At 53.2% G+C, this 22,437-nt stretch carries 16 protein-coding genes, 1 pseudogene and 1 riboswitch; of the genes and pseudogenes, 15 read left to right on the top strand and 2 right to left on the bottom strand.

The features are described 5' to 3' along the window. The first annotated feature begins 108 nt into the window (after positions 1 to 108). From hpt to ACKQTC_RS01190, 12 genes are all read left to right on the top strand, one after another. Complete coding sequence (gene hpt / locus ACKQTC_RS01135) at positions 109 to 651, top strand: hypoxanthine phosphoribosyltransferase (protein ID WP_408976598.1); 543 nt, start codon at positions 109 to 111, stop codon at positions 649 to 651. Then, positions 651 to 2,189, top strand: coding sequence for a glutamine-hydrolyzing GMP synthase (guaA, locus tag ACKQTC_RS01140; protein ID WP_408976599.1), 1,539 nt, complete (start codon positions 651 to 653; stop codon positions 2,187 to 2,189). Before hpt ends, guaA begins: the two co-directional genes overlap by 1 nt. Positions 2,190 to 2,651: 462 nt before the next feature. Then, the gene (locus ACKQTC_RS01145; RefSeq protein ID WP_408976600.1) at positions 2,652 to 9,527 is read left to right on the top strand and encodes a G5 domain-containing protein; all 6,876 of its coding nucleotides are present in this window, start codon (positions 2,652 to 2,654) and stop codon (positions 9,525 to 9,527) included. Between the two features lie 28 nt (positions 9,528 to 9,555). Next, entirely contained in the window at positions 9,556 to 10,293 is a 738-nt protein-coding gene (srtB, locus tag ACKQTC_RS01150) for a class B sortase (RefSeq protein ID WP_408976601.1), read from the top strand. Positions 10,294 to 10,470: 177 nt separating this feature from the next. Further along, positions 10,471 to 11,232, top strand: a complete 762-nt coding sequence (locus ACKQTC_RS01155) for a CPBP family intramembrane glutamic endopeptidase (RefSeq protein ID WP_408976602.1) — start codon at positions 10,471 to 10,473, stop codon at positions 11,230 to 11,232. A 421-nt stretch (positions 11,233 to 11,653) separates the two neighbouring features. Next, positions 11,654 to 11,749: riboswitch (TPP riboswitch) on the top strand. A 51-nt stretch (positions 11,750 to 11,800) separates the two neighbouring features. After that, positions 11,801 to 12,487, top strand: a complete 687-nt coding sequence (gene tenA / locus ACKQTC_RS01160) for a thiaminase II (RefSeq protein ID WP_408976603.1) — start codon at positions 11,801 to 11,803, stop codon at positions 12,485 to 12,487. 125 nt (positions 12,488 to 12,612) lie between these two features. Next, the gene (locus tag ACKQTC_RS01165; protein ID WP_408976604.1) at positions 12,613 to 13,008 is read left to right on the top strand and encodes a helix-turn-helix domain-containing protein; all 396 of its coding nucleotides are present in this window, start codon (positions 12,613 to 12,615) and stop codon (positions 13,006 to 13,008) included. 133 nt (positions 13,009 to 13,141) lie between these two features. Continuing rightward, a complete protein-coding gene (locus tag ACKQTC_RS01170) occupies positions 13,142 to 13,906 on the top strand; it encodes a ZIP family metal transporter (RefSeq protein WP_408976605.1) in 765 nt (254 codons plus the stop codon). Positions 13,907 to 13,936: 30 nt separating this feature from the next. After that, positions 13,937 to 15,241, top strand: a complete 1,305-nt coding sequence (locus tag ACKQTC_RS01175) for a carboxylesterase family protein (RefSeq protein ID WP_408976606.1) — start codon at positions 13,937 to 13,939, stop codon at positions 15,239 to 15,241. Positions 15,242 to 15,277: 36 nt separating this feature from the next. Beyond that, positions 15,278 to 16,081, top strand: a complete 804-nt coding sequence (locus ACKQTC_RS01180; RefSeq protein ID WP_408976607.1) for a DODA-type extradiol aromatic ring-opening family dioxygenase — start codon at positions 15,278 to 15,280, stop codon at positions 16,079 to 16,081. Further along, on the top strand, positions 16,071 to 16,484 hold the full coding sequence (locus ACKQTC_RS01185; protein WP_408976608.1) for a DUF6508 domain-containing protein: 414 nt from the start codon (positions 16,071 to 16,073) through the stop codon (positions 16,482 to 16,484). Before ACKQTC_RS01180 ends, ACKQTC_RS01185 begins: the two co-directional genes overlap by 11 nt. A 28-nt stretch (positions 16,485 to 16,512) precedes the next feature. Beyond that, positions 16,513 to 16,992, top strand: coding sequence for a pyridoxamine 5'-phosphate oxidase family protein (locus ACKQTC_RS01190; protein ID WP_408976609.1), 480 nt, complete (start codon positions 16,513 to 16,515; stop codon positions 16,990 to 16,992). Between the two features lie 85 nt (positions 16,993 to 17,077). Here ACKQTC_RS01190 and nspC read toward each other — a convergent pair whose 3' ends face one another. Continuing rightward, positions 17,078 to 18,208, bottom strand: coding sequence for a carboxynorspermidine decarboxylase (gene nspC / locus ACKQTC_RS01195; RefSeq protein WP_408976610.1), 1,131 nt, complete (start codon positions 18,206 to 18,208; stop codon positions 17,078 to 17,080). Further along, positions 18,208 to 19,410: pseudogene (locus tag ACKQTC_RS01200) on the bottom strand (saccharopine dehydrogenase family protein); the annotation flags it as partial. The pseudogene ACKQTC_RS01200 and the gene nspC, both read right to left, overlap by 1 nt. Positions 19,411 to 19,714: 304 nt before the next feature. Here ACKQTC_RS01200 and ACKQTC_RS01205 point away from each other — a divergent pair. The 3 genes from ACKQTC_RS01205 (at position 19,715) to yfcE (ending at position 22,411) form a co-directional block, all read left to right on the top strand. Further along, positions 19,715 to 21,169, top strand: a complete 1,455-nt coding sequence (locus ACKQTC_RS01205) for an aryl-sulfate sulfotransferase (RefSeq protein WP_408976611.1) — start codon at positions 19,715 to 19,717, stop codon at positions 21,167 to 21,169. Between the two features lie 132 nt (positions 21,170 to 21,301). Then, positions 21,302 to 21,880 carry a nitroreductase family protein gene (locus ACKQTC_RS01210; protein WP_408976612.1) on the top strand — a complete coding sequence of 193 codons (579 nt, stop codon included), beginning with the start codon at positions 21,302 to 21,304 and terminating at the stop codon, positions 21,878 to 21,880. A gap of 24 nt (positions 21,881 to 21,904) precedes the next feature. Continuing rightward, entirely contained in the window at positions 21,905 to 22,411 is a 507-nt protein-coding gene (gene yfcE / locus ACKQTC_RS01215; RefSeq protein ID WP_408976613.1) for a phosphodiesterase, read from the top strand. Positions 22,412 to 22,437: the final 26 nt, after the last annotated feature.

Consider the following 22,437-nt stretch of genomic DNA (forward strand, 5'->3'; position numbering starts at 1 on the left):
TATCATAAGTCTGCGAATTGTTTACCCCCTGCTAGTATGCTATACTTAGCTATATGAATCCAAGTCATCTGCCCTTCGGGGCAAATCTTTTTTATATGGAGGTTATCTATGCTGAACGGTCACAGAGAAGTCTTGGTATCCAGAGAAAAAATTGCCGAGACAGTTGCCGAGATCGGCGCTGCCATTAACCGTGATTACGCCAACCAAACCGACCGCCCCCTAGTGGTGGTCAGCCTCTTAAAAGGGGCTATGGTTTTCACCGCCGATTTAATCCGCCACCTGGAAATGCCCATCCGCCTGGAAGTTATGGTGGCATCCAGCTATGGTGACGGTACCGTCTCCACCCGCCAGGTCAACGTTAAATACCAGAGCTTTGACGACCTGGAAGGCTGTGACGTCCTCCTGGTGGATGACATCACCGATAGCGGCAACACCTTAAAAGCCGTCGGAGAATACATTAAGCAATACAAGCCGGCCAGCGTCCGTTACTGCAGCTTCCTAGATAAACCTTCCCGCCGGGAAGTCGATATCCATATCGACTACATTGGCCTGGACGTCCCCGATGAATTCGTCATCGGCTACGGCCTGGACTATGCCGGTAACTATCGTGAACTAGCGGATATTTGTGTGGTCAGAGGAGGAGAGGCCTAATGCAAAACGAACACCAAGTCGTACTTGTCGTTGACTTCGGCGGCCAGTACAACCAGCTCATCGCCCGCCGGGTCCGGGAAATCGGCTTTTATTCCGAATTAATCCCCTATACCAAGGCAGCCGATGAAATCGCCAAAAGAAAGCCCGCGGCCGTCATCCTGACCGGTGGCCCCTCATCCACCATGAGCCCCGATGCCCCCCGCCTGCCGGAAGAGGTCTTCCGGACCGGCGTGCCCATCCTGGGCATCTGCTATGGGGCCCAGCTCATGTGCCAGTCCTTCGGCGGCCAGCTGGAAAAACCCGCCAAGCGAGAATACGGTAAAACCGAAATTACCTACGGTGACAGCGCCCTCTTTGCCGGCCTGCCCCGGGAAGCCAGCTGCTGGATGAGCCATACCGACCAAATCGCCGCCCTGCCGGAAGGTTTTACCGCCACCGCCAAAACCGCCGATTGCCCGGTTGCCGCCTTTGAAGACTCGGCCCGCAGCCTCTACGGCCTTCAGTTCCACCCGGAAGTCGTCCACACCCAGGGCGGCACGGAAATCATTGCCAATTTTCTCCTGAAGTGCGTAGGTCTCAGCCCGGACTGGACCCCGGCCGCCTTTATCGATGACCAGGTCGCCGCCATCCGCCAAACCGTCGGCGACCAAAAAGTCATCTGTGCCCTGTCCGGCGGCGTTGACTCCTCAGTTGCCGCCGTCCTCATCCACCGGGCCATTGGTGACCAGCTCACCTGCATCTTCTGTGACCATGGCCTCATGCGGAAAAATGAAGGCGACATGGTCGAAAGCGTCTTCAAAGAACACTTCCATATGAACTTCATCCGGGTCAACGCCGAAGACCGCTTCCTAGGCAAGCTCAAAGGCGTTACAGACCCCGAACGCAAGCGGAAAATCATCGGTGAAGAATTCATCCGGGTCTTTGAAGAAGAAGCCGCCAAAATCGGCACCATCGACTACCTGGGCCAGGGCACCATTTACCCGGATATCATTGAAAGCGGCGGCGGCACCAATACCGCTGTCATCAAGAGCCACCACAACGTCGGTGGCCTCCCTGAAGACATGACCCTCAAAGTCCTCGAGCCCCTCAGAGAGCTCTTCAAGGATGAAGTCCGCCAGGTGGGCCTGGAACTGGGCATTGACCCCGCCCTTATTTGGCGCCACCCCTTCCCGGGCCCCGGCCTGGGCATCCGCGTCCTGGGTGAAGTCACCAAGGAAAGATGCGATATCCTCCGGGAAGCCGACGCCATCTACCGAGAAGAACTGGACAAAGCCGACCTCACCCGGGAAATCTGGCAAGCCTTTGCCACCCTGCCGGACGTCCGCACCGTCGGCGTCATGGGCGATGAACGGACCTACTCCTACATGGTCGGCCTCCGGGCCATCAGCTCCACCGACGCCATGACCGCCGAATACTACCCCATCCCCCATGAGATTCTGGATAAAATCGCTCGCCGGATCGTCAACGAAGTCCCCAGCGTCAACCGGGTCGTCTTCGACATCACCGGCAAGCCCCCGGCAACGATTGAGTGGGAATAAGCCACAAGCCTTTTGTCAGTCTAGAAAAGCCCCGATGACCGGGGCTTTTTTGTTTCCCACTAGGCGGGCGAGGGTATCCTATAAATGTAAACATAAAAAGTTAAAAATAAATAACAAATAATGGAAAAAAATGAAAAACCGGACCAAGTATGTTATGCTACCTCTTAGTGTGCATAACCACCTATCCCCACTTTTAGGACTGGGGCTTTTTATCTTGTTAATGTCTAGAGGATTACTAGATGTTGATGGAGGCATAAAGGAGTACAGATAAAAAAGGAGACGTTACATTTGGAAAGCATACAGAAAAAGATAGAGGAAAAGAACCGGTTACTGGTCGAGCAAATGCCCAAGTACGGGATGCGGAAGTTTTCCGTTGGCCTGGTGTCCTGCATCCTTGGCTACGCCTTATGGGCGGCCCCGGCTCCGGTCTTGGCCCAGGAGGCCCAGGCCTTGCCGGAAACCGTGGTTGTAGAAAGTCCTAGTGCCGATGAGCTAGCCAGCCCTGCCCCGTCTACTCCTGGAAATATTCCGGGTGAAGCAAGTGACCAGGGCGCAGCAGTCACCGGCCTTGATACAGGAGAGACCTCTAAAAAAGTTGATGCCACCAGCCCTACAGAAGTAGCCGAAGAACCGGCTGCTTCTAGTCCTGTTGCAGAAAATCAGGGGGTAGCTCAACCTCTGGTTGAGGAAGAGCCAGCTGACGGAGGGACGCTGGAAGCCCAACCGGCGACACCTGTGACCAAGGTAGGAAGGTCTACCCCGCTTTCCGATAACCAGGTAGAACCATCTCCTGCTGGGGCAGGTGCTCCGACTGGAGAAGTAGAAAGTCCTGCAAGTGCTGACAATCAGGCAGAACCGGCTACCCCTGCTACGCCTATTGAAACGAGCCCCGAAGAAGTGCCCACCCCCCTTGGAGCAGGAGCTGCGGGCACAGGCCCAGCCTCTGTAGGCGTAGCCAAGGACGACCAAGGCAGTACGATCACTAAAACTGATGGATCTATGGCAGCCGATGAGGCTAAGGTTGGAGAATATAAGAATTCAGACCTTACCAATAAGGGCACTCAAAAATCCTTAGGAAATGCAGAAGATAGGACCCAAGTTGAAGGGGTTACTGCCACAATTATAGAGCCTTCTCCTGGTTCACCTGACAAGACCAAGGTAGGTCTTACTATAGAAGTAGATAAAGAGAAAGGCCAGAGGACCTACACAGAAGTAGGGGCCACCTCCACAATGAGAGGCGCCCCTCTTAAACCAGGTGAGGGAGAGAATGCAGGTGACCTTGAAGTAATCATAGGTGGAAAAACAGAGGCCAACCCAAATGGAAGTATCCATGTAAGGATAACAAGTAGTAGGCAAACTGGATTTTACCTAGAAGTCGACAAGGACTTCTTGGAAAAGCTAAATAAGATTGAAAATAAAAATGCGAAAATAGAATTTATTACAAAATACACCCAGGAAAATCCAAATGCTAAGATTTTTGAAGGTAATGATAACTATGCAACTTATTTCACAGTCAATCCCTACCCCAATGAAAATAGGAACTTATCGATTATTTCTGTTACAGGGGATACCTCTATAAACACTGTCCCAGTCAAGGGCCAGTATATAAAGACAGGGGCCAGGATAGATAACCTTTTACGCGAGACCGTTACAATTAAGGACGAGCACGATAATCCAAAAGAAATTACAATCGATGACTACTCCCGTATTACCAGCGAGGTTTACCACCCTGATGGCTATGTAGTTGACTCCAAATACGCCCAGGCCATCCTTATTACACCAGATAATAAGGCGGAGATTTTAGCTGAACTTCAAAAACAAGACCCTAACGCTACCCTAACAGAGGGAGATGTAGTCTTTAAGATGCCGGAAGGGGCCATTATGAATGACCCAGAGGCAGCAGCCAAGGGCGAATACAAGCCAATCCTAAACCCCAACTCTATCTTTAATGATCCTATCTTTAAGGGGATCCAAAGCCTAGAGGCCAGGTTTTTTGCAAGGCCAAGGACTGAAGAAGAATTTAAGACCCTAGTAGACAAGGACAATTCCGACCAAGGGTTTGTCAGCAAGTATTACACAGACCCAGGGGCTGGCACCACAGCCATCACCCACAATGGCGAGACTGTAATCATAGCCAACCAAGGCATAGCCAGGTACGACCACTACAACAAGGTGGGATCGATCACTGTAAACCTTGACGATACCCGCTACTACGACCAAAACTGGGACATTAAAAAAGTCAAAGATACAGACCAAATGACGGGCATCAAGCCTGGTGAGTCCAAGGTTATGGAAATCAAGGCAGAAAATGAAGGGGTATTCCCCTATGAAAAGACTGCCGATGAAATGAACAAGGCCCGTAACGAAGGCCGCGTAACAGGCAAGGTTGACCCAGACTTTATAGCAAAGGCTGAGGCAGATGGCTGGAAGATAGAAATCACCCCAGGCGACCTTTCAAGCTTTAAGGTAACAGCGCCAAAGACTGCAAAGGCTGGGGACTTTATAGCCATTCCTATGCACTACACCTACACCAATGGATCAGAAGATGGGGAATGGTTCCACTTTGTCGTGCAAGATTCTGACAACAATAAGCCAGAATACCACGCAGAGACTGGTTACCAAGGGGATAGGCTTGTAAACACACCAGAGATTCCACAAAATGCCAACAAAAATGACCCCGTATCCTATGAACTAAAACCAGGAACATACACAGATGACAGGGGCAATACTTGGACAAATGTAACTATCAATGAAACAACTGGCCAAGTAACAGCTGTGGTACCAGATAATGTGAAGATAATCGGTGGGGAGAATATCTACATCCCAGTTATCGTCAACTACACCGACAAGACAACTGGCGAGGCCAAGACGGAGGAAGTAAGGGCTCAGTTTATAGCCAGACCTAGGTACCAAACAGAGGTAGTCCACGAATATGAAAAGGACATACCTTTTGAGTCTAAGGAAGTCTATGACGAAAACTTAGACATGGGCGTCATCCAAGTTGTCCATGAAGGGACAGTTGGCAAGAAAAAGGTTAAATTTATCCAGGCCGTTCAAAATGGGGTCAAGGGGATTATCGTCGATGGCGTCTTTGAACCTGGTGATGCTAAATACACTGTTGTTGAAGATACCCTGACGGAGAAGCAAGACAGACTGGTCAAAGTGGGGGTAAAACCTCTTACTCAAGAAGTCAATATCAAACACGACACCGAAATCATCTACGATCCAACCCTTGCAGCAGGGGAAGAAGTGGTAGATGTAGAAGGTGCTGATGGGCTAGCCACTGTAAAGACAGTGAGAGACCCACAAACTGGTACAATCTCTACAACAACAGAAACGACGACTGCACCTGTGAACAGGGTAGTCCGTGTGGGCACCAAGTACGACTACACCCACGAAAATAAAATTCCATTTGATACCACCATCCAGTTTGACGATTCTTTAGCAGCTGGTCAAAAACAAACGGTCACCGAAGGTGTAGTAGGCGTTGAAAAAACTGTAGTTAAGGCACCACAAATAGTAAGCCTTGATGAAATGATGACTACTATTGGCGAAGAAAAATTCTTGCTCCATGACGAAACAAATGGTGTGTACAATCTTCCTAATTACAATGCCATTGCTGATTATATGGTAAATAAGGGATATTGGGATGCGTCTAAGATTACAAAGACTACAGACCAGTACGGAAATGTAACGGAAGCAAGTTACGATGGAAAGACTTTCGAAGAGCTGATGGATCATTTTGACCCTAAGAACCCGCCAACAGGTAAGATTACAGTTCCAGAAAGAAAGATTACGACAACTACAACTGAAAAAGTAGACAAGGTAATCAAGGTAGGTACAAAGACAGAAGGCACTCTTGTAGACACCGACCCCATCAAACATGGGTTTACTGTGGGATATGATCCGTCTATTCCAAAGGGAACATGGCAATATAAGAAAGATGCTAGCGGCCAGGATATTTCTGGTACAGACGGTTCCATTACGAAGACATGGACCATCGTCAACTCACAAAAAGTTGGCGACCCTGTAGAAACAAGAGTAGAGCCTGTCAACGCAGTAATCCTCGTTGGATCTAAGGACTTTACTGGAGAAGTAAGCCATGATGTAACGGAAGAGCTTCCATTTAAGGTAGAAGTCATTGAAGATACTGAACTTGCACCAGGAAAGGTTGTTGTTCAACAACAAGGACAAAAGGGAACGAAGACGACAACCTACACGCAAAACATCAAAAATGGAGCGCCTGAAGGTGACATTCAAACAAGTGTGACAAATAATGTGGCTCCAGTTGACCACATTATAAGAGTGGGCAAGAAACCGGTGACCAACAACAAGGAAGCCAGCAGTGAAGTTGGCGTAGAAATCAGATACGAATACGATGCAACTCTAGGCGTAGGCAAGGCAGAACTTGGCGACTATACCCCGGGTAAGGTAGTGACAACTGTTACAAACACCTACAATCCGGAAACTGGACAGATTGAGACCAGTGAAACAGCAGTTGTGACAAAACCTATCCAAGTAGTCAAGGTAGGTACGCACAAATTTACTGGGGAACTTACGAACACTGTCAAAGAAACTATTCCATTTGATGTCATCATTCAGCCTGACGATACTCTAGCAGCTGGAGAGACTAGAGTTAAAACTGAAGGGAAAGCTGGCGAAAAGACCAAGACCATTACGCAAAGGTTTGAAAATGGTGAGCAAAAATCCTTCACAGTGACAGATGAAACTGTTACAACACAGAAGATCGACAAGGTCATAAAGGTCGGCACCATGACCGACGGCACTCACTCCCATACAGAGGAAATTCCATTTGAATACACTGTGGAATATGACCCCACCATGCAAGCGGGAACCTATAAGGAAGTAACAAAGGGCGAAAAGGGATCGAAGACGACTACTTGGACTATTAAGAACTCCAAGGTTGTGGAAGGTTCTGCTCAAACTTCTACTACAAGGCAACCGGTCAATGCTGTTATAAAAGTAGGTAATAAGCACTTTACTGGAACATTTACTACTACTGACAAGGACGTAGTACCCTTTGAAGTGGAATACAAGATTGATCCAAATCTTGCACCAGGTGTGGAAGAAATAGATCAAGAAGGCGTTCTTGGAGAAAAATCCACGACAACAACCCACACTATTACCAATGGTCAAGTCACTGATTCCGTAAAGGGCACTACCACTCAAACAAAGGCACCGGTTAAGAAGATTGTAAGAATTGGTGCTAAGACAGATGGAACGCACGAAGTGGTCCAAGAAATTCCATTTGATGTTGAAGTGAAGACAGACCCAAGCCTAAAGAAGGGTCAGTGGAAGTATGAAACAGACGCCGCTGGCAATGAAAAGAGAGGTGTAAAGGGTAGCAAGAAGACTACGCTTACCATCGAAAACTCCAAGATAACCAATGCTGACAGCTTAACTTGGGAGACCACTAAACAAGCTGAAAATGCAGTTATCATTATCGGCGAAGGCGACTTAACCGGAACTTATGAAATAGTCGACAAAGGCATTATTCCATTTGACGTGGAATATAAACTTGACGAGACTTTATCGCCGGGAGATGAGGTTGTAGAACAAGCTGGTAAAAATGGAGAAACGCAAGTTACCACGACTTTAACCATTGTAAATGGCAAGGTCACCGATAAATCTGTCGGCGAAACAGTTACAAATTCTCAACCGACCAAGAAGATTGTAAGAATTGGTGCGCAAAAAGAAGGCACTTACACCCATACTGAAAAGATCCCCTTTGATGTAAAAGTTGAGTACGATCCCACTATGCAAAGTGGCAAGTACGAAATCGTCACGCCCGGTCAAGAGGGAGAAAAGGTAACGAAGTTTACCATCAAAAACGCTCAGGTAACAGAAACTTCCGTAACATCAGAAACTAAACCCGTCACTCAAGTGGTGAAAGTGGGAAGTAAGGACTTCACTGGACAAGTAAGTCATACTGAAACTGAAGAAATTCCATTTGAAGTTGAAGTGAGATATGTGTCAGAAAGACCTGCCGGCATCATCGATGTCATCCAAGAGGGTGAGGTTGGTACAAAAGAAGTAACCTACACCCAAAAGATTAAAAATGGTGCAAAAGATGGCGAAATGACGACCACTTCTAGGGAAACAAAGGCAGCAAAAAAACGCATAGTAGAAATTGGTACCCAAACAGTTACCAAAGAAGTGAACAAGCCCATTGAAACGGTATTCGAATACAATGACCAACTCGACTCCGGTATTATGGTCGAAAAACAAGCTGGAAAAGCCGGCAAGACGACGGTTCAAGTCTACTATGACCAAGCAACCAGCAATCTGAAGACCATCGAAAGAACGGAAGAAGGCCAAAAGAGAATCGTCGAAATCGGCACTAAGGCCGTTGAAAAAACTGTCGATATTCCATTTAATACCGAGTATGAACTTGATGACACGATGGAATATGGAAAGACTGAAGAAAAAACTGCCGGAGCTAAGGGGACTAAGACCATTACAAGTACCTTTAACCCCAAAACCGGCAAGATTGAAGTCACTGAAACAGATGTAGCGCCTACAAATCGAGTGGTTAAGGTCGGTTCTAAGACAAGTGGGCAAGTAAAATACGTTGATAAAATTGCCTACGAAGTTGAGGTTATAAGAGACGACACAATGGCAGCCGGAGAAATAGTAACCGTCCAAGAAGGCGAGGAGGGCCTAAGAGAAATTTCTATTAATGTAGTAAACTCTCAAAGAGACGGAAATATTGAAGGAAAGACCATCAAGGAACCGGTTAAGAAAATCGTCAGGGTGGGTACTTTATGTAAGATGCCACCCAGACCCAATCCGGGCGGCGGTGGCAGCACCAAGCCCAGCACCCCCTCTACCCCCGGAACGACAGACCCGAGTACCCCCGTCAATCCCGACCCAAGCGAACCCGGCGGCAATACCCCGGACAAACCGGTCAAGCCCAACCCGAGCGAACCCGGCGGCAATACACCGGATAACCCGGTACCGCCCAACCCAAGCGAACCCGGCGGCAATACCCCGGACAAACCGGTCAAGCCCAACCCGAGCGAACCCGGCGGCAAAACCCCGGATAAGCCGGTACCCCCGACCCCGGACAAACCGGTTACGCCCGATCCGGTCAAGCCGACCCCCGTCCAACCCGGCGGCAATGACCCCGTCAGCCCCGCCCAGCCCGCACCGGCAGGCCCCCAAGCCCCCGGTCAACCGGCAGCTGTCAGCCAGGCCAATGACGACAGCCTGGCCCCCAAGACCTTTGACCCCGGCGTCCTCCCCTATGCCGGTTTAGCCGGTGCGGCTTCCGCTCTTTTAGCCTTGCTGGGGGTTAGAAGAAAAGAGGACGAATAAAGATTTAGGTAACTAAGGAGGCATCAAGGTGCATAAAAAAGTCTTGTTGGCCATTAAAGTCGGCCTCCTCCTGGTTATCTTATTCTCCGGCTATAAAATCGTCAGTTATTATCTGGCTGACCATGATTTTACCAGTCAACATGAAGTTCTTAAGGCCAAGCTGCCCGTCTCTTCAGAGGCGGAGACCCTGGCGGGAGAAAAGGCCGGCTTAGAGGCTGAAAGCGTGGCCCGAACTTTAGCTGACCTTAGGGACAGGTACCCCGATATCATCGGTTGGATCCAAATCCCCGGCACCAAGATAGACCTCCCCATCGTCCAAGGCCAAGACAACGCCTACTACCTGGACCACAGCTACACCGGCGCCTATCACCCCTTTGGCGAAGTCTTCATGGACAAAGCCAACCAGCCGGACCTAACCGATCAAAACACCATCCTGTACGGGCATAACGTCCAAAGCGGTCAAGTCTTCCACGACCTGGAAGGCTACCAGGACCAAGCCTTCCGCGATGCCCACCCCACAGTGCACATCTACACCCCGGAAGGCCGGCAAGACTACCAAGTCGTCGCCGTCTACATCGCCTCCCCCGCCAGTCCCTACCGGGCCCCCAACTACAGCCTCACAGACTGGCAGACCTTTAGAAACTGGGTTGCCGAGCGTAACCTCATCCAAGAAGACCTGCCCGCCGACCCCAGCCACCCCATCCTGACCCTGTCCACCTGCTCTGATACCGAGCGGCTAGTGGTCCAGGCCCAGAGAGTGACCTAAAGGGCGATCAATAAAAAGCTCCTGAGCGAGAAACTGGCTCAGGAGCTTTTTTCTTTGGCCGGAAAGGTTGGCCGGCCGGTATGGATTTGGGACAGGACTCTTGAATATGCTTTAAAATATGTTATAGTGGACCTAGCTTAATAAAGCATCGGCCAACTAAAGGAGAGAGGGATAGCCATGACCACTAAAAACCCGCCTGCCCGGCTAAAGCGCTACCTGGCCCTGACCTTTGCCATCAGCTGGCTGGCCTGGTGGGGCGAGGCCCTGCTTATAAAAATAAGCCCGCTAACCGCCCAGGATCCGCCGGCCCTGCTGGCCTTTTGCCTAGGGGGCTTTGGCCCGACCATCGCCGCCTGCCTCTGCCTGCCGGGTGGCTTTTCCCTACAAGGGCTGGGCCACTTCCTGGCCAGCCACCGGCCCGGGACCCTCCCCATCCTAGCCGGCTTTGCCGGCCTCTTGTCCCTCTTTTTCCTGGTCGTTTCCTCCGGCCCGGCCCAGGGCATCCCTAGAGATGGGCGGGCCCTGGTTGTCTTTGGTCTGGTCTTTATCCAGGCCGGCCTCCTCTTTGGCGGCAATGAAGAGCTAGGCTGGCGGGGTACCCTCCAGCCCCTCCTGGCGCCCCGCCTGCCTGTCTGGCTGGCCCCTTTGGTCATTGGCCTCATCTGGGTGGGCTGGCATATCCCCCTCTGGTTTATCGAAGGCAATAGCCACCAGACCATGTCCTTCGCTAGCTTCGCCCTCCTGGGCCTGGCCCTCAGCTACTGGCTCTCGGCCCTCATGACCCTGACCCGGTCCGTCCCGGCCTGCATGGCCCTCCATGGCCTGACCAATACCCTCTTAGGCCTATTGGTTCTCAACCAGGGCCCCATCTATTACCTGGCCCTCGTCGCCCTGACCGGCTTAAGCATAGTTGTCAGCCGGAAAGCTCAAGACCGATAGGCTGGCTAAAGTGTCCGGCCTGGGCCCACAAGTAAACATCCGGGCCCTCTTTTAGGATAGGACACAAGCCTTACAGGCGATTTGGGATATAAAAAAGAGCCCTCTCTTTCTGAAGCTACGGCGATATAGGAAAAGCTAAGACCGTTAGGCTGAGTGCACGCGCCCCCCTATCATCTGAAAGAGAGACCTCTTTTATGGGGACCATGATACCGGCTTCAGACGGGGCTATCTATGATTAAGGCTGGATTTTACCGGGTTTTGGTCTTTATTTTGCAGCTTAGTGGGCGATTATGTGGTATACTAGAAGTGTTCCTGCAGGCGCAGGGGTGATCCTATATTGATTAATTAGGATAACATTTTTCCCGCAAACGCGGGGGTGGGGCTCTGGCCCTTGTATTTCCTTTTGCGCCTGGTATACTTAAGTTAACACAAGGGGAGCGTTATGCTGAGATGGCTTTTGCCGAACTCATGACCTGATCCGGGTAATGCCGGCGGAGGGACGTGTTGCTGTAAAAAGGGATAGATAAGCGGATAAAATCTCCTTGTGAAATGACAAGGAGGTTTTTTTATGCAGTTTACAGATCGTATTTGGCCGAAGGTGAAGCCTTTATGGGAGAGCTACCTGGCCCATCCTTTTGTGAAGGGGATGGGGGATGGGTCCCTGCCTATAGAGAAGTTTAAGCACTGGTTGACCCAGGATTATGTCTACCTGGTGGAGTATGCCCGGCTCTTTGCCATTGGCACAGAAAAGGCGACGTCCTTGGAGATGATGCAGGCCTATGCCAAGGGGTTGGACGGGGTGCTCTTTGTAGAGATGAACTTGCACCGGGAATACTGTGCAAGCTTTGGCCTGTCTGAGGCAGACCTTTTAGCGACACAGCCGTCGGCGGTGAACCTGGCCTACACCAGCTATATGCTGAGCCAGGCCCAGGCCGGTGGGGTGGAAAATGTATCGGCGGCGCTCTTGGCCTGCTCCTGGAGCTATAGCTATATCGGCCGGGCCTTGGCGGCAATCCCGGGGGCCCTGGAGGGGGATAAGTATGGCAGCTGGATTCAGATGTATGCCGGGGATGACTTTACCCAGTTGAATGATGATGCCATGGCCCTGATGAACCGGATTGCTGAGGGCAAGGCTGACTATGAGCTCGATCAATTAGAGGATATTGTTTTGAAAACCGGTTACTTTGAGTATTTATTCTGGGATATGTGCTGGAACCAATCCACCTGGCCGGTAGGGATCCCCGGGTTGAACTAGGTCCGACCAGGGAGAGGCGGTTTTATACCCATTATTTACCTTTTATTGACCACACATAGATAGATGACTGTAGCGGTAGAGGGTATGATAGACTTATCTATTCGCGTGGCATAAAGGAGTGGGCTATGAAGAAAAGAACAATCGGTGAAGGGCTGGGGGACCGGCGCCAGGCCAGGGGCCTGACCCTGGCGGACCTGGCCGGAAAGACCGGGATTACTGAAGAAACCCTGGCGAGCTGGGAGGCCGGCCGGGCTTATCCGGATGCAGAGGGCTTGCAGAAAATAGCAGAGGCCTTGGACCTGGGCCCCGGTGACCTGCTGGCGGATGACCGGGAGGTAGCGAATCAAGACCCATCTATGGGTGAGACCATCACCTTGGCCAGCCAGGCTGTTGGCCTGGCAATGGGGGTAGCCGTCGCTGTTTTAGCGGTGCTGGGGCGCTTGGATAGTAACCAAGGCTTTATCCTCCTGGGCCTGGGTCTGGCAGCAACCGGGGTAGGCCTTTTAAGGTCCCGGGGCTAGCCGGATGAGATGCAAAGAAGAGGCAGGACCTGTTAGAGGACCTGTCTTTTTCTATGTCCGGGTCTGGATAAGCAGGGGTCATGATGGGTATATATTTGACTAAATGATATGTAAAAGGAGTGGATCGTTGGCAATGTCGAGTGGACTGATTATTGCTTTAGGTTGTATTTTGCCGGGTTTGGCGACGGGTCTTGGGGCCCTGCCGATATTTTTTACCCGGAGCGTTTCCCAGCGGACCCTGGATACCTTATTGGGCGGGGCGGCCGGGGTGATGCTGGCAGCGACCTGTTTTTCCCTCATTATGCCGAGTATCGACTACGGCGGTGGGGATGTGAAGGCGGTGCTGGTGACTTCGGCCGGTATTTTGGGCGGAGCCATCCTTTTGGATATGATTGATAAGCTGGCTCCTCATGAGCACTTGCTGGATAAACGGATTGAGGGCCGGGATGCCAAGAGCCTGAAGAAGATTTGGCTCTTCGTCATTGCCATTACCATTCATAATTTCCCGGAAGGGTTGGCGACCGGGGTTGGCTTTGGGACAGATAACCTGGCCAATGGGATGGCCATGGCCCTGGGCATTGGCTTACAGAATATGCCCGAGGGGATGGCGGTGGCCCTGGCTCTGGTCCGGGAGAAGTATACGCCCGCCTATGCCTTCCTGATTGCTTTGGCGACGGGCCTGGTTGAACCGGTGGGGGCCTTTATGGGCTTTGGCCTGGTTCAGGTCTTTCAGCCCCTGGTGGGCTTTATCCTAGCCCTGGCCGGTGGGGCCATGCTCTTTGTCATTAGCGACGAGATTATTCCGGAAACCCATGCCAATGGCTATGAACGCCAGGCAACCTATGGGATTGTGGTGGGTTTCATTATCATGATGATTTTAGATATTTTACTGGGTTAAGTGGGCCGGACAGGGCCAAAGGAGCAGGTCATGGAAAAAGATAAAATAGGGCTTACAGAGGGACAGCGCCGGGGGGCAGTTGTGCAATTTCAGGGCATTCGCTATGCCCGGGCAGACCGGTTTGTGCCGCCTAGGCCCTTGACCTTGGCCGAGGGCCTGGCCGACCGGCAGGTCCCGGCGCCCTATGCCCTGCAAAATAAGGCGGCCCTGGAGCAGTTGATTTTTGGTGTGGACTATGGCCAAGTGGACCAGGCTGAAGACTGCCTCTACCTGACGGTGACGGTGCCCCTGGTCCAGGAGGACCTGCCGGAAAAATTGCCGGTCATGGTCTGGTTTCACGGGGGCGGCTTTAGCAATGGCGGCATTGCCAACCGGGCCTATGACCCCAGCCTCCTGGCTGAAGAGGGCCAGGTCATTGTGGTCGCTGCAAACTACCGGCTTGGGGCCTTTGGCTTTCTCTTTGATGAAGCAGGCGGTCCCGGTCATCCGGGATTTTTAGACCAGCTGGCAGCCCTGGAATGGGTCAACCGGTATATTGACCGCTTTGGCGGCGACCCTGAGGCGGTCTGTATTTTCGGCCAATCGGCCGGAGGGACCTCGGTCCACCGGCTCCTGGCTGTGGCCGGGACCTCGGGCTTATTTCAGCGGGCTATCATTCAGAGTGCCCCCTTCGGGACCCTGGAGAAACGGGAAAAGATGGAGGGGCAGCTGGCAGCGATGCTCCGGCCTTTTGCCCGCCGGCCCCGGGGAGAGGACCTCCGGGAGGCCCAGGGCCAGGCCCAGCGGTCTGTTAAGGAATGGGGGTATGCCAAGTACATGCACTTCGCGCCCCGGCCGGGGGTCGATCCCCTGCCGGCAGGCGGGGACCTGGATAGGGCCTATGCTGCAGCGGCCAAAGAGGTGGACCTCCTGATTGGGGCCAATAGCCGGGAACCTTCGATTTACCTGGCCAAGTACCCCTGGTTTCCCAAGCTCGTTCAGGCCCCGGTTCTGGGGCCGGCTTTCGAAGTGCTCCTGCGCTATATGTCCCGGGCCATCTTCCAAAAGGGGACCTGGGCCTTTGCCCGGCAATACGCCGGGGCCGGCGGCCGGGTCTACCACTATACCTGCAGCTGGGGGGAAGACAGCTCGGTTTTCGGCGGCTGCCATTGCGCGGAAATGCCCCTGGTCTTTGGGGCGGCCGGCTACCGGGGAAGCCCCCTCCTGATGAATAAGCCCGCCCGGGAAATCGACCAGGTGGGCCGGCGGATTCGCCGTCTTTGGACAGACTTTGCCAAGAGCGGCCGGATTCAGAACTTAACCATTCCCCGCTGTATACGGGTGAAGCGGGTGTAAGCAGCACAGAGGAGTATAGAGAGGAGCGGAATAGCTATGCGCATGCCTGTACTTTTTATTGGCCATGGCAGTCCGATGATTGCTTTAGAAGATTCCCCCCTGACCGACAAGCTCAAGCAGGTGGGGCAAAAAATACAAGACATTGATGGCCCGGTTCGGGGGATTCTATCCATATCGGCCCATTGGTATAAAAATGCCAACTATGTGCAAAGTGCGGCCCAACCGGAACAGATTTATGATATGTATGGCTTTCCGGAGGCCCTATACCAGGTGGAATACCCGGCCAAGGGGGACCTGGCCATTACCGAGGCGGTCCAAGCTGTCTTGGGTGATGAGGTGACCCTTAATGACCGCTGGGGGGTTGACCACGGCAGTTGGACGGTCCTGGTCCATATGTTCCCGGCGGCGGATATCCCGGTGGTTCAGTTGAGTGTGAATAGCCAGCTCGGTCCCCGGGCAGCCTATGACTTAGGCCGTAAATTAGCCCCCTTACGGGACCGGGGCCTGCTCATCATGGGCAGCGGGAATATCGTCCATAACCTGCGCCAGGTGCGCGGGGATATAGACGGGGGCACCCCCCAGACGGAGCGCTTTGCCGGCTTTATCACTGAAGCGGTGGAAGCGGGGGATATCGAGGCCCTACTCAACTACGAAAGCCACCCGGACGCGGCCTATGCCGTCCCGACGCCGGACCACTTCCGGCCCTTTATCATGGCCCTGGGGGCGGCAGATGGGGACCCGGCCCGGGCCTTTAACCGTGAGAACCGGATGGGCGCCCTGGCCATGGATTCCTACCTCTTTACCGAGTCAGCAGACCAGGCAGGCCGGTATGACCTATAAGCCCATTACCGACTACCGGGACCGGCTCTTCCAGAGTCCGGCCGGCCACTGGGTCATCGATGACCAGAACGAGGGCACCGAGGCTGCCCCGACGGAAACAGCTCATGTGGTCTACAGTGATGAGGTCAAGGCCTTTGTCCAGGCCGTCGGTCGATTCCAGAAGAAGAACCCCCTGCTGGGCCTGCGTGACTTTAGCGATATTTTAAAGGCCTATGGCCTCCAGTGGGGCCTGGCTGACATGCAAGAGGCGCCTTTGGACCGGATGGACGCCCGAGGGGTCATGGCTTTAATCGTGGCGGCTATCGAAGCGGAGAAGTTCCACGATGGGGCCCTGCTGACCTTTTTTGAAACAGGTTGCCTGCGCCGGTGGTTGGATCGGCTCCAGGTCCTGGACCGGGCCTAGGCCCTTATGCTAAAAAAGGAGGACGACCATGCGAAAAAAAGACCGAGAACTGACAGCCCCGGCGGATTTACTGGCTATTATGCAGGCCGCTGACCGGGCGGTGCTGGCCTTTAATGGGGACCCGGCCCCCTACCTGCTCCCGGTCAATCCGGGAGTGGAATGGACCGGCGACCGTTTTATCCTATACCTTCACGGAGCGACCGAGGGGACCAAGTACCGGTACCTGGTCGATGGCGCCCCGGTAAGCTTTGAAATGGATGCCCACCATGCCCTGGTGGCTGACCGGGACCGGGGTTACTGCACCATGTATTATGCCTCGGTCATTGGTCAGGGCATCGCTTATGAACTGCTGGACGCTGAGGCCAAGGCCCGGGCCCTGCAGGTCATTATCGACAGCTACCATATCGATGAAGGCTTTGCCTACAACCCGGCGGCCCTTCCCCGGACCCGGGTCTTTAAGATTGAAGTCCGGGCCATTACCGGCAAGGCCAAGGGGCCAAAGGTCTAGCCGACTTAAAAAGCAAAGAAGCACCGGCCCTGTCTCTCGGTAGACAGGGCCGGTGCTTTTATTATTTTCCGGTAAGGTCGGCGGCTTAGAGCCGGCCTTTAAAGTTTTCGTAGCCAAATGCCCGCAGGACCCGCCAATCATCCTCTGAGGGCTTACCCGATAAAATCGTCGGCAGGGGCATTCCGTTAAAGGTATTGGTCTTAACCATGGTGTAGAGGGCCATATCCCCAAAAATCAGGCGGTCGCCCGGTTGGAGGGGGGCATCAAAGGAATAGTCCCCGATGACATCTCCGGCCAGGCAGGTCGGGCCGGCCAACCGGTAGGTGTGCTTTTTCTCATGGGGGTTACCGCTATTGGCCAGGGGGGGTCGGTAGGGCATTTCGATGACATCCGGCATATGGCAGGCAGCGGAGGTATCCAGGATAGCGATATCGATTTCGTTGTGAACGATATCCACCACGCTGGCCGTCAGGGTGCCGGCATTTAAGACCACCGCTTCCCCGGGTTCCAGGTAGATTTGTAGCCCATAGGTCCGGCTTAGGACCTGGACACAGTTGATGAGGGCGTCGACATCATAGTCAGCCCGGGTAATGTGGTGGCCACCGCCCAGGTTCAGCCAGCGCATGAGAGGGAGGTACTCGCCGAATTGGTCTAGAAAGGCGTCCAGGGTTTCCTGGAGGGCATCGAAGCCCTGCTCACAAAGGGTGTGGAAGTGGAGCCCTTCAATCCCCCGCAAGTTTTTGCCGAGGACCTCCTTCTTGAGGATGCCCAGGCGAGACCCCGGGGCACAGGGATCGTAAATACCCCCGTCCTGGGTGGAATGGTCCGGGTTGATCCGTAAACCGCAGCTCTTGCCGGCAGCCAGGGCCCGGGGGCCAAACTGCTCCCACTGGGCAAAAGAGTTGAAGGACAGGTGGTCGACGTATTTTAAAATCTCATCAAAGTCCCGCTCTTGGTAAGCCGGGGAAAAGATGTGGGTCTCCTTGCCCATTTCCTCATGGCCCAGGCGGGCTTCATAGAGGCCGCTGGCCGTTGTGCCGGCCAGGACCTGGCCAATCATGGGGTAGAGGGCAAAGTTGGAGAAGGCCTTTTGGGCCAGGAGAATCTTGGCCCCGCTTTCATCCTGGACCCGGCCCAGGATGGCCAGGTTTTTGGCCAAGGCTTCCTCGTCAATGGCAAAGAAGGGGGTTGGCACATCTTTTAGATGTAAACCCATTAGTCCACCAGCTCCGGTGAGAAGTCTTCCCGCCAGGGGAGGCCCCACTTATTCAGGGCATCCATGAAGGGATCCGGATCGAATTCATCGACGGTGTAGACCCCGGGCCGTTCCCACTTGCCCTGGAGAACGAGCATGGCGCCAATCATGGCCGGCACCCCGGTGGTGTAGCTGACGGCCTGGCTGCCCACTTCCTTGTAGGCTTCCTGGTGGTCGCATACATTGTAGAGGTAGTAGGTCTTGTCCTTACCGTTTTGCTTGCCCTGGAAGATACAACCGATATTGGTTTTGCCAACGGTCCGGGGGCCCAGGGATGACGGGTCCGGTAAGACGGCCTGTAGAAATTGCAGGGGGATGATTTCCTGGCCCTGGAATTCAATCGGTTCAATGGAAGTCATGCCGACATTTTCCAGGCATTTTAAGTGGGTCAGGTAGCTTTCGCCGAAGGTCATAAAGAAGCGAATCCGTTTGAGGCCGGGGATATTTTTAGCCAGGCTTTCCAATTCTTCATGGTAAAGGAGGTACATGTCCTTCTTGCCCACTTGGTCAAAGTCGTATTCCCGTTTGATTTCCATCGGCTCGGTTTCGACCCATTCGCCATTTTCCCAGTAGCGGCCGTTGGCACTCACTTCCCGGATGTTGATTTCCGGGTTGAAGTTGGTCGCAAAGGGATAGCCATGGTCGCCGCCGTTGCAGTCCAGGATATCGATGTAGTTGATTTCGTCAAATTCGTGCTTTAAGGCATAGGCCGCAAAGACCGAGGTGACCCCGGGATCAAAGCCGGACCCGAGGATTCCGGTAATGCCGGCTTCCTTGAACTTGTCCATGTAGGCCCACTGCCATTTGTATTCAAATTTAGCGGTGTCAGGATGTTCGTAGTTGGCCGTATCCAGATAATGGGTTTTCGTTGCCAGGCAGGCATCCATAATCGACAGGTCTTGGTAGGGAAGGGCCAGGTTGACGACAATGTCCGGTTGGTAGTCATTGATGAGGGCGATGAGCTCGTCCACATTGTCGGCATCGACCTGGGCGGTGGTTAACTTGGCTTTCGTATCCTTGCATCTGCTCACAATATCTTTACATTTGGATTCAGTGCGGCTGGCGACCATGACATCCGTAAATACATCATCATTCTGTGCCATCTTTTGCACAGCTACAGAAGCGACGCCACCGGCGCCAATCACTAGTGCTTTTCCCATAAAAACCCTCCTAAATTTGTCAAGTTCGGTGCTTTCTCCTAGTACTTACCCGATAAGGGCAGGCCACTACACCAGTGGTGCGGCCTGTATCTAGTTGCATTATAGCTAAACTGGCTTTCCGGCACAAGGGAGGAATGAGGGGGCCGGTGGCGCCCCCCGGCCTTGAGATTGATGGCGGCTATAGGCTCATAGATAAAGACAATTGCAGAAACCGGGCCTTTTCCGTGACATGTGTGACAATTTAGATTATAATGAGTTTAGTAGTAAATGATAAACTTGCTTAGACTTATAAAAGGAGTGGACTTTAGTGGGACAACCGTTTATTCACCCCACCGGGGTAACTATGTATGATCCTGAAAAATGCTGGAACGGGTACAACTTAGTTGCAGCAAAAGACGTAGGCGCTGTGCTCTTTGACATGCGCGGTGAAGTCGTTCGGGTATGGAAAGACTTAATGGGCTTCCCGAACAAGCTTTTACCCGGTGGTTATGTCATGGGGAGCCGGGGTCTTCGTGATGGCAAGTTCGGCTATCAGGACCAAATTGACCTAGTTCAAGTGGACTGGGACGGCAAGATCGTCTGGAAGTTCGACAAAAAAGAATACATCGAAGACGAAGGCAACGAACCCATGTGGATGGCTCGCCAACACCACGACTACCAACGGGAAGGGAACCCCGTGGGCTACTACGTCCCCGGCATGGAACCCAAGACCGATAGCGGGAACACCCTGATTCTGACCCACGAAACTGTTGAAAACAAACGGATTTCCGACCAGCGGCTCCTGGATGACGTCATCATCGAAGTCGACTGGGAAGGCAACATCGTTTGGGAATGGCGGGCCAGCGACCATTGGCGTGAATTCGACTTTAGTGACGCCGCTAAACTCGCCCTCTACCGCTACCCCAACATGCACTCCGTAGACGGTGGCGTCGGCGACTGGGTCCACCTCAACTGCGCCAGCTACCTGGGCCCCAACAAGTGGTATGACAAGGGCGATGACCGTTTCCATCCGGACAACATCATCTTCGACAGCCGGGAAGCCAACTTCATGTGCATCATCTCCAAAGAAACCGGCAAAGTCGTCTGGAAACTCGGCCCTGACTTCCAATCCAAAGAAGAACGTCGGATCGGCCAAATCATTGGGCCCCACCACACCCACATGATCCCCAAAGGCCTGCCCGGTGAAGGCAACATCTTAATCTTCGACAACGGCGGTTGGTCCGGCTACGGCGTGCCCTCCAACATCGCCCCCAACGGGACCAAAGTCAACGTTATGGACCGGTCCCGCGTCCTGGAAATCAACCCCGTCACCAAGAAACTCGTCTGGGAACTGCGTGGCAGTGACATGATGGGCTACGGCGGCCCCGGCGTCAACGACTACCGCTTCTACAGCCCCCTGACCTCAGACGCCTGCCGTCTGCCCAACGGGAACACCTTCGTCACCGAAGGCGTTGGCGGTCGACTCTTCGAAGTGACCCCGGAAAAAGAAGTGGTCTGGGAATGGATCTCCCCCTTCGGTCCGGACGCCACCTACATCTACTACCGTGGCTACCGCTACCCCTATGAATACGTGCCCCAGTTACCGAAACCGGACGAAACCCCGATTCCGAAACTGGACATCAAGAAATTCCGGGTACCCGGCGCCGCAGACTGCGAAGTGAAGAACGTTGTAGAAGTCGAAGGGACCTGGGGTTATCCTGACCACGTCCAATCCTGCGTATCTGCAGAAGACGACGATGACGCCCCGTCCTCCCTCTTCTAAAAACCGGTATATTAAGACCGTAAACCCAACCTCCGGCCCAGCCGGAGGTTTTTTATTTACCGGGCTGTTGCCGGACCGGCCCCTTTGGGTATGTTATATATGTCCATTAGATGAACTTGGGAGGCGATGATCATGGATTTACAAAGCTTACTGGAAAAAAGACGGACCTACCGGAAATTTGATGAATCTAAGCCCATCAGTGCTGAAGACCGGGAGGCTATCCTCCAGGCGGTGCAAACGGCTTCATCGGGGATGAACCGGCAGAGCCTGCGCTTTATTTCTGTTGAAAGCCAAGAAAAAGTCAGCCGGGTTTTTGACCTGACCCATTGGGCAGCCAGCCTGCCGGCAGACCAGGGCCAGCCCAAGCCCGGCGAGCGGCCGGTTTATTTTGTAGCGGTGTGTGCCCATGAAAAATCCAGCCCCTTTGTAGATGTCGATAAGGGCCTGGCCATTTCCAATATGACCCTGGCCGCCATGGACCGGGGGATTGGCTCTTGTATCATTGGCAACTTTAACCATAAGAAGATGCAGGAGCTCTTAGATATTGGCGAAGGCTACACCTGTAACCTAGTGGTGGCTTTCGGTTACCCGACCATTACTTCTACCATTAAAGAAGTGGCTGCAGGGGAAGACCTGTCCTACTATTTAGATGATGATGGCCAATACATTGTTCCTAAGTTAAAAATAGAGGACCTTGTCCGTCGGGTATAATGGTTGCTTGATCAGGAGGTATTCATGAAAGTTGGTGTTTTATCAGACACACACGGGTCCCTTTACCACACCAAGCGGGCCCTGTCTTACATGGAGGACTGTGACTATATCCTCCACCTCGGCGATGTCCTTTACCACGGTCCCCGAAACCCGGTTCACGATACCTATGCACCGGCAGACCTAGCTGCCTACCTGTCTGACCGGCGGATTACCTTTGTGCGGGGCAATTGCGATGCAGATGTGGACCAGATGGTCATTGGCCAGGACTTGACCCAAAAGGCCCGGGTCTGCCACTTTGGCCCCCTGGTCATTTACGCTGTCCATGGCTATGAAGAAAGCCTGGAAACCCGGATCCAGAGGGCTCTGGAAGCCGGGGCCAATGTCCTGGCCTGGGGCCATACCCATGTCAAAGTTCTGGAAGAAGTCGAGGGCCTGACCCTCTTGAACCCGGGCAGCACAACCCTGCCAAAAGACGGCAGCCATTCCTGTGCGGTCTATGACCAGGGCCGCTGGGGTTTTTACACCTGGTAGACCTTGGACCAAGGCCGGCTGATGGG

It is taken from the genome of Peptococcus simiae (genome assembly GCF_046097595.1).
GTDB classification, from domain to species: Bacteria; Bacillota; Peptococcia; order Peptococcales; family Peptococcaceae; genus Peptococcus; species Peptococcus simiae.

Bases quoted from the DNA above. Each gene is read 5' to 3' on its own strand.
- hpt (WP_408976598.1), top strand. From the start codon at position 109: ATGCTGAACGGTCACAGAGAAGTCTTGGTATCCAGAGAAAAAATTGCC.
- guaA (WP_408976599.1), top strand. From the start codon at position 651: ATGCAAAACGAACACCAAGTCGTACTTGTCGTTGACTTCGGCGGCCAG.
- ACKQTC_RS01155 (WP_408976602.1), top strand. From the start codon at position 10,471: ATGACCACTAAAAACCCGCCTGCCCGGCTAAAGCGCTACCTGGCCCTG.
- tenA (WP_408976603.1), top strand. From the start codon at position 11,801: ATGCAGTTTACAGATCGTATTTGGCCGAAGGTGAAGCCTTTATGGGAG.
- ACKQTC_RS01165 (WP_408976604.1), top strand. From the start codon at position 12,613: ATGAAGAAAAGAACAATCGGTGAAGGGCTGGGGGACCGGCGCCAGGCC.
- ACKQTC_RS01170 (WP_408976605.1), top strand. From the start codon at position 13,142: ATGTCGAGTGGACTGATTATTGCTTTAGGTTGTATTTTGCCGGGTTTG.
- ACKQTC_RS01175 (WP_408976606.1), top strand. From the start codon at position 13,937: ATGGAAAAAGATAAAATAGGGCTTACAGAGGGACAGCGCCGGGGGGCA.
- ACKQTC_RS01180 (WP_408976607.1), top strand. From the start codon at position 15,278: ATGCGCATGCCTGTACTTTTTATTGGCCATGGCAGTCCGATGATTGCT.
- ACKQTC_RS01185 (WP_408976608.1), top strand. From the start codon at position 16,071: ATGACCTATAAGCCCATTACCGACTACCGGGACCGGCTCTTCCAGAGT.
- ACKQTC_RS01190 (WP_408976609.1), top strand. From the start codon at position 16,513: ATGCGAAAAAAAGACCGAGAACTGACAGCCCCGGCGGATTTACTGGCT.
- nspC (WP_408976610.1), bottom strand. From the start codon at position 18,208: ATGGGTTTACATCTAAAAGATGTGCCAACCCCCTTCTTTGCCATTGAC.
- ACKQTC_RS01210 (WP_408976612.1), top strand. From the start codon at position 21,302: ATGGATTTACAAAGCTTACTGGAAAAAAGACGGACCTACCGGAAATTT.
- yfcE (WP_408976613.1), top strand. From the start codon at position 21,905: ATGAAAGTTGGTGTTTTATCAGACACACACGGGTCCCTTTACCACACC.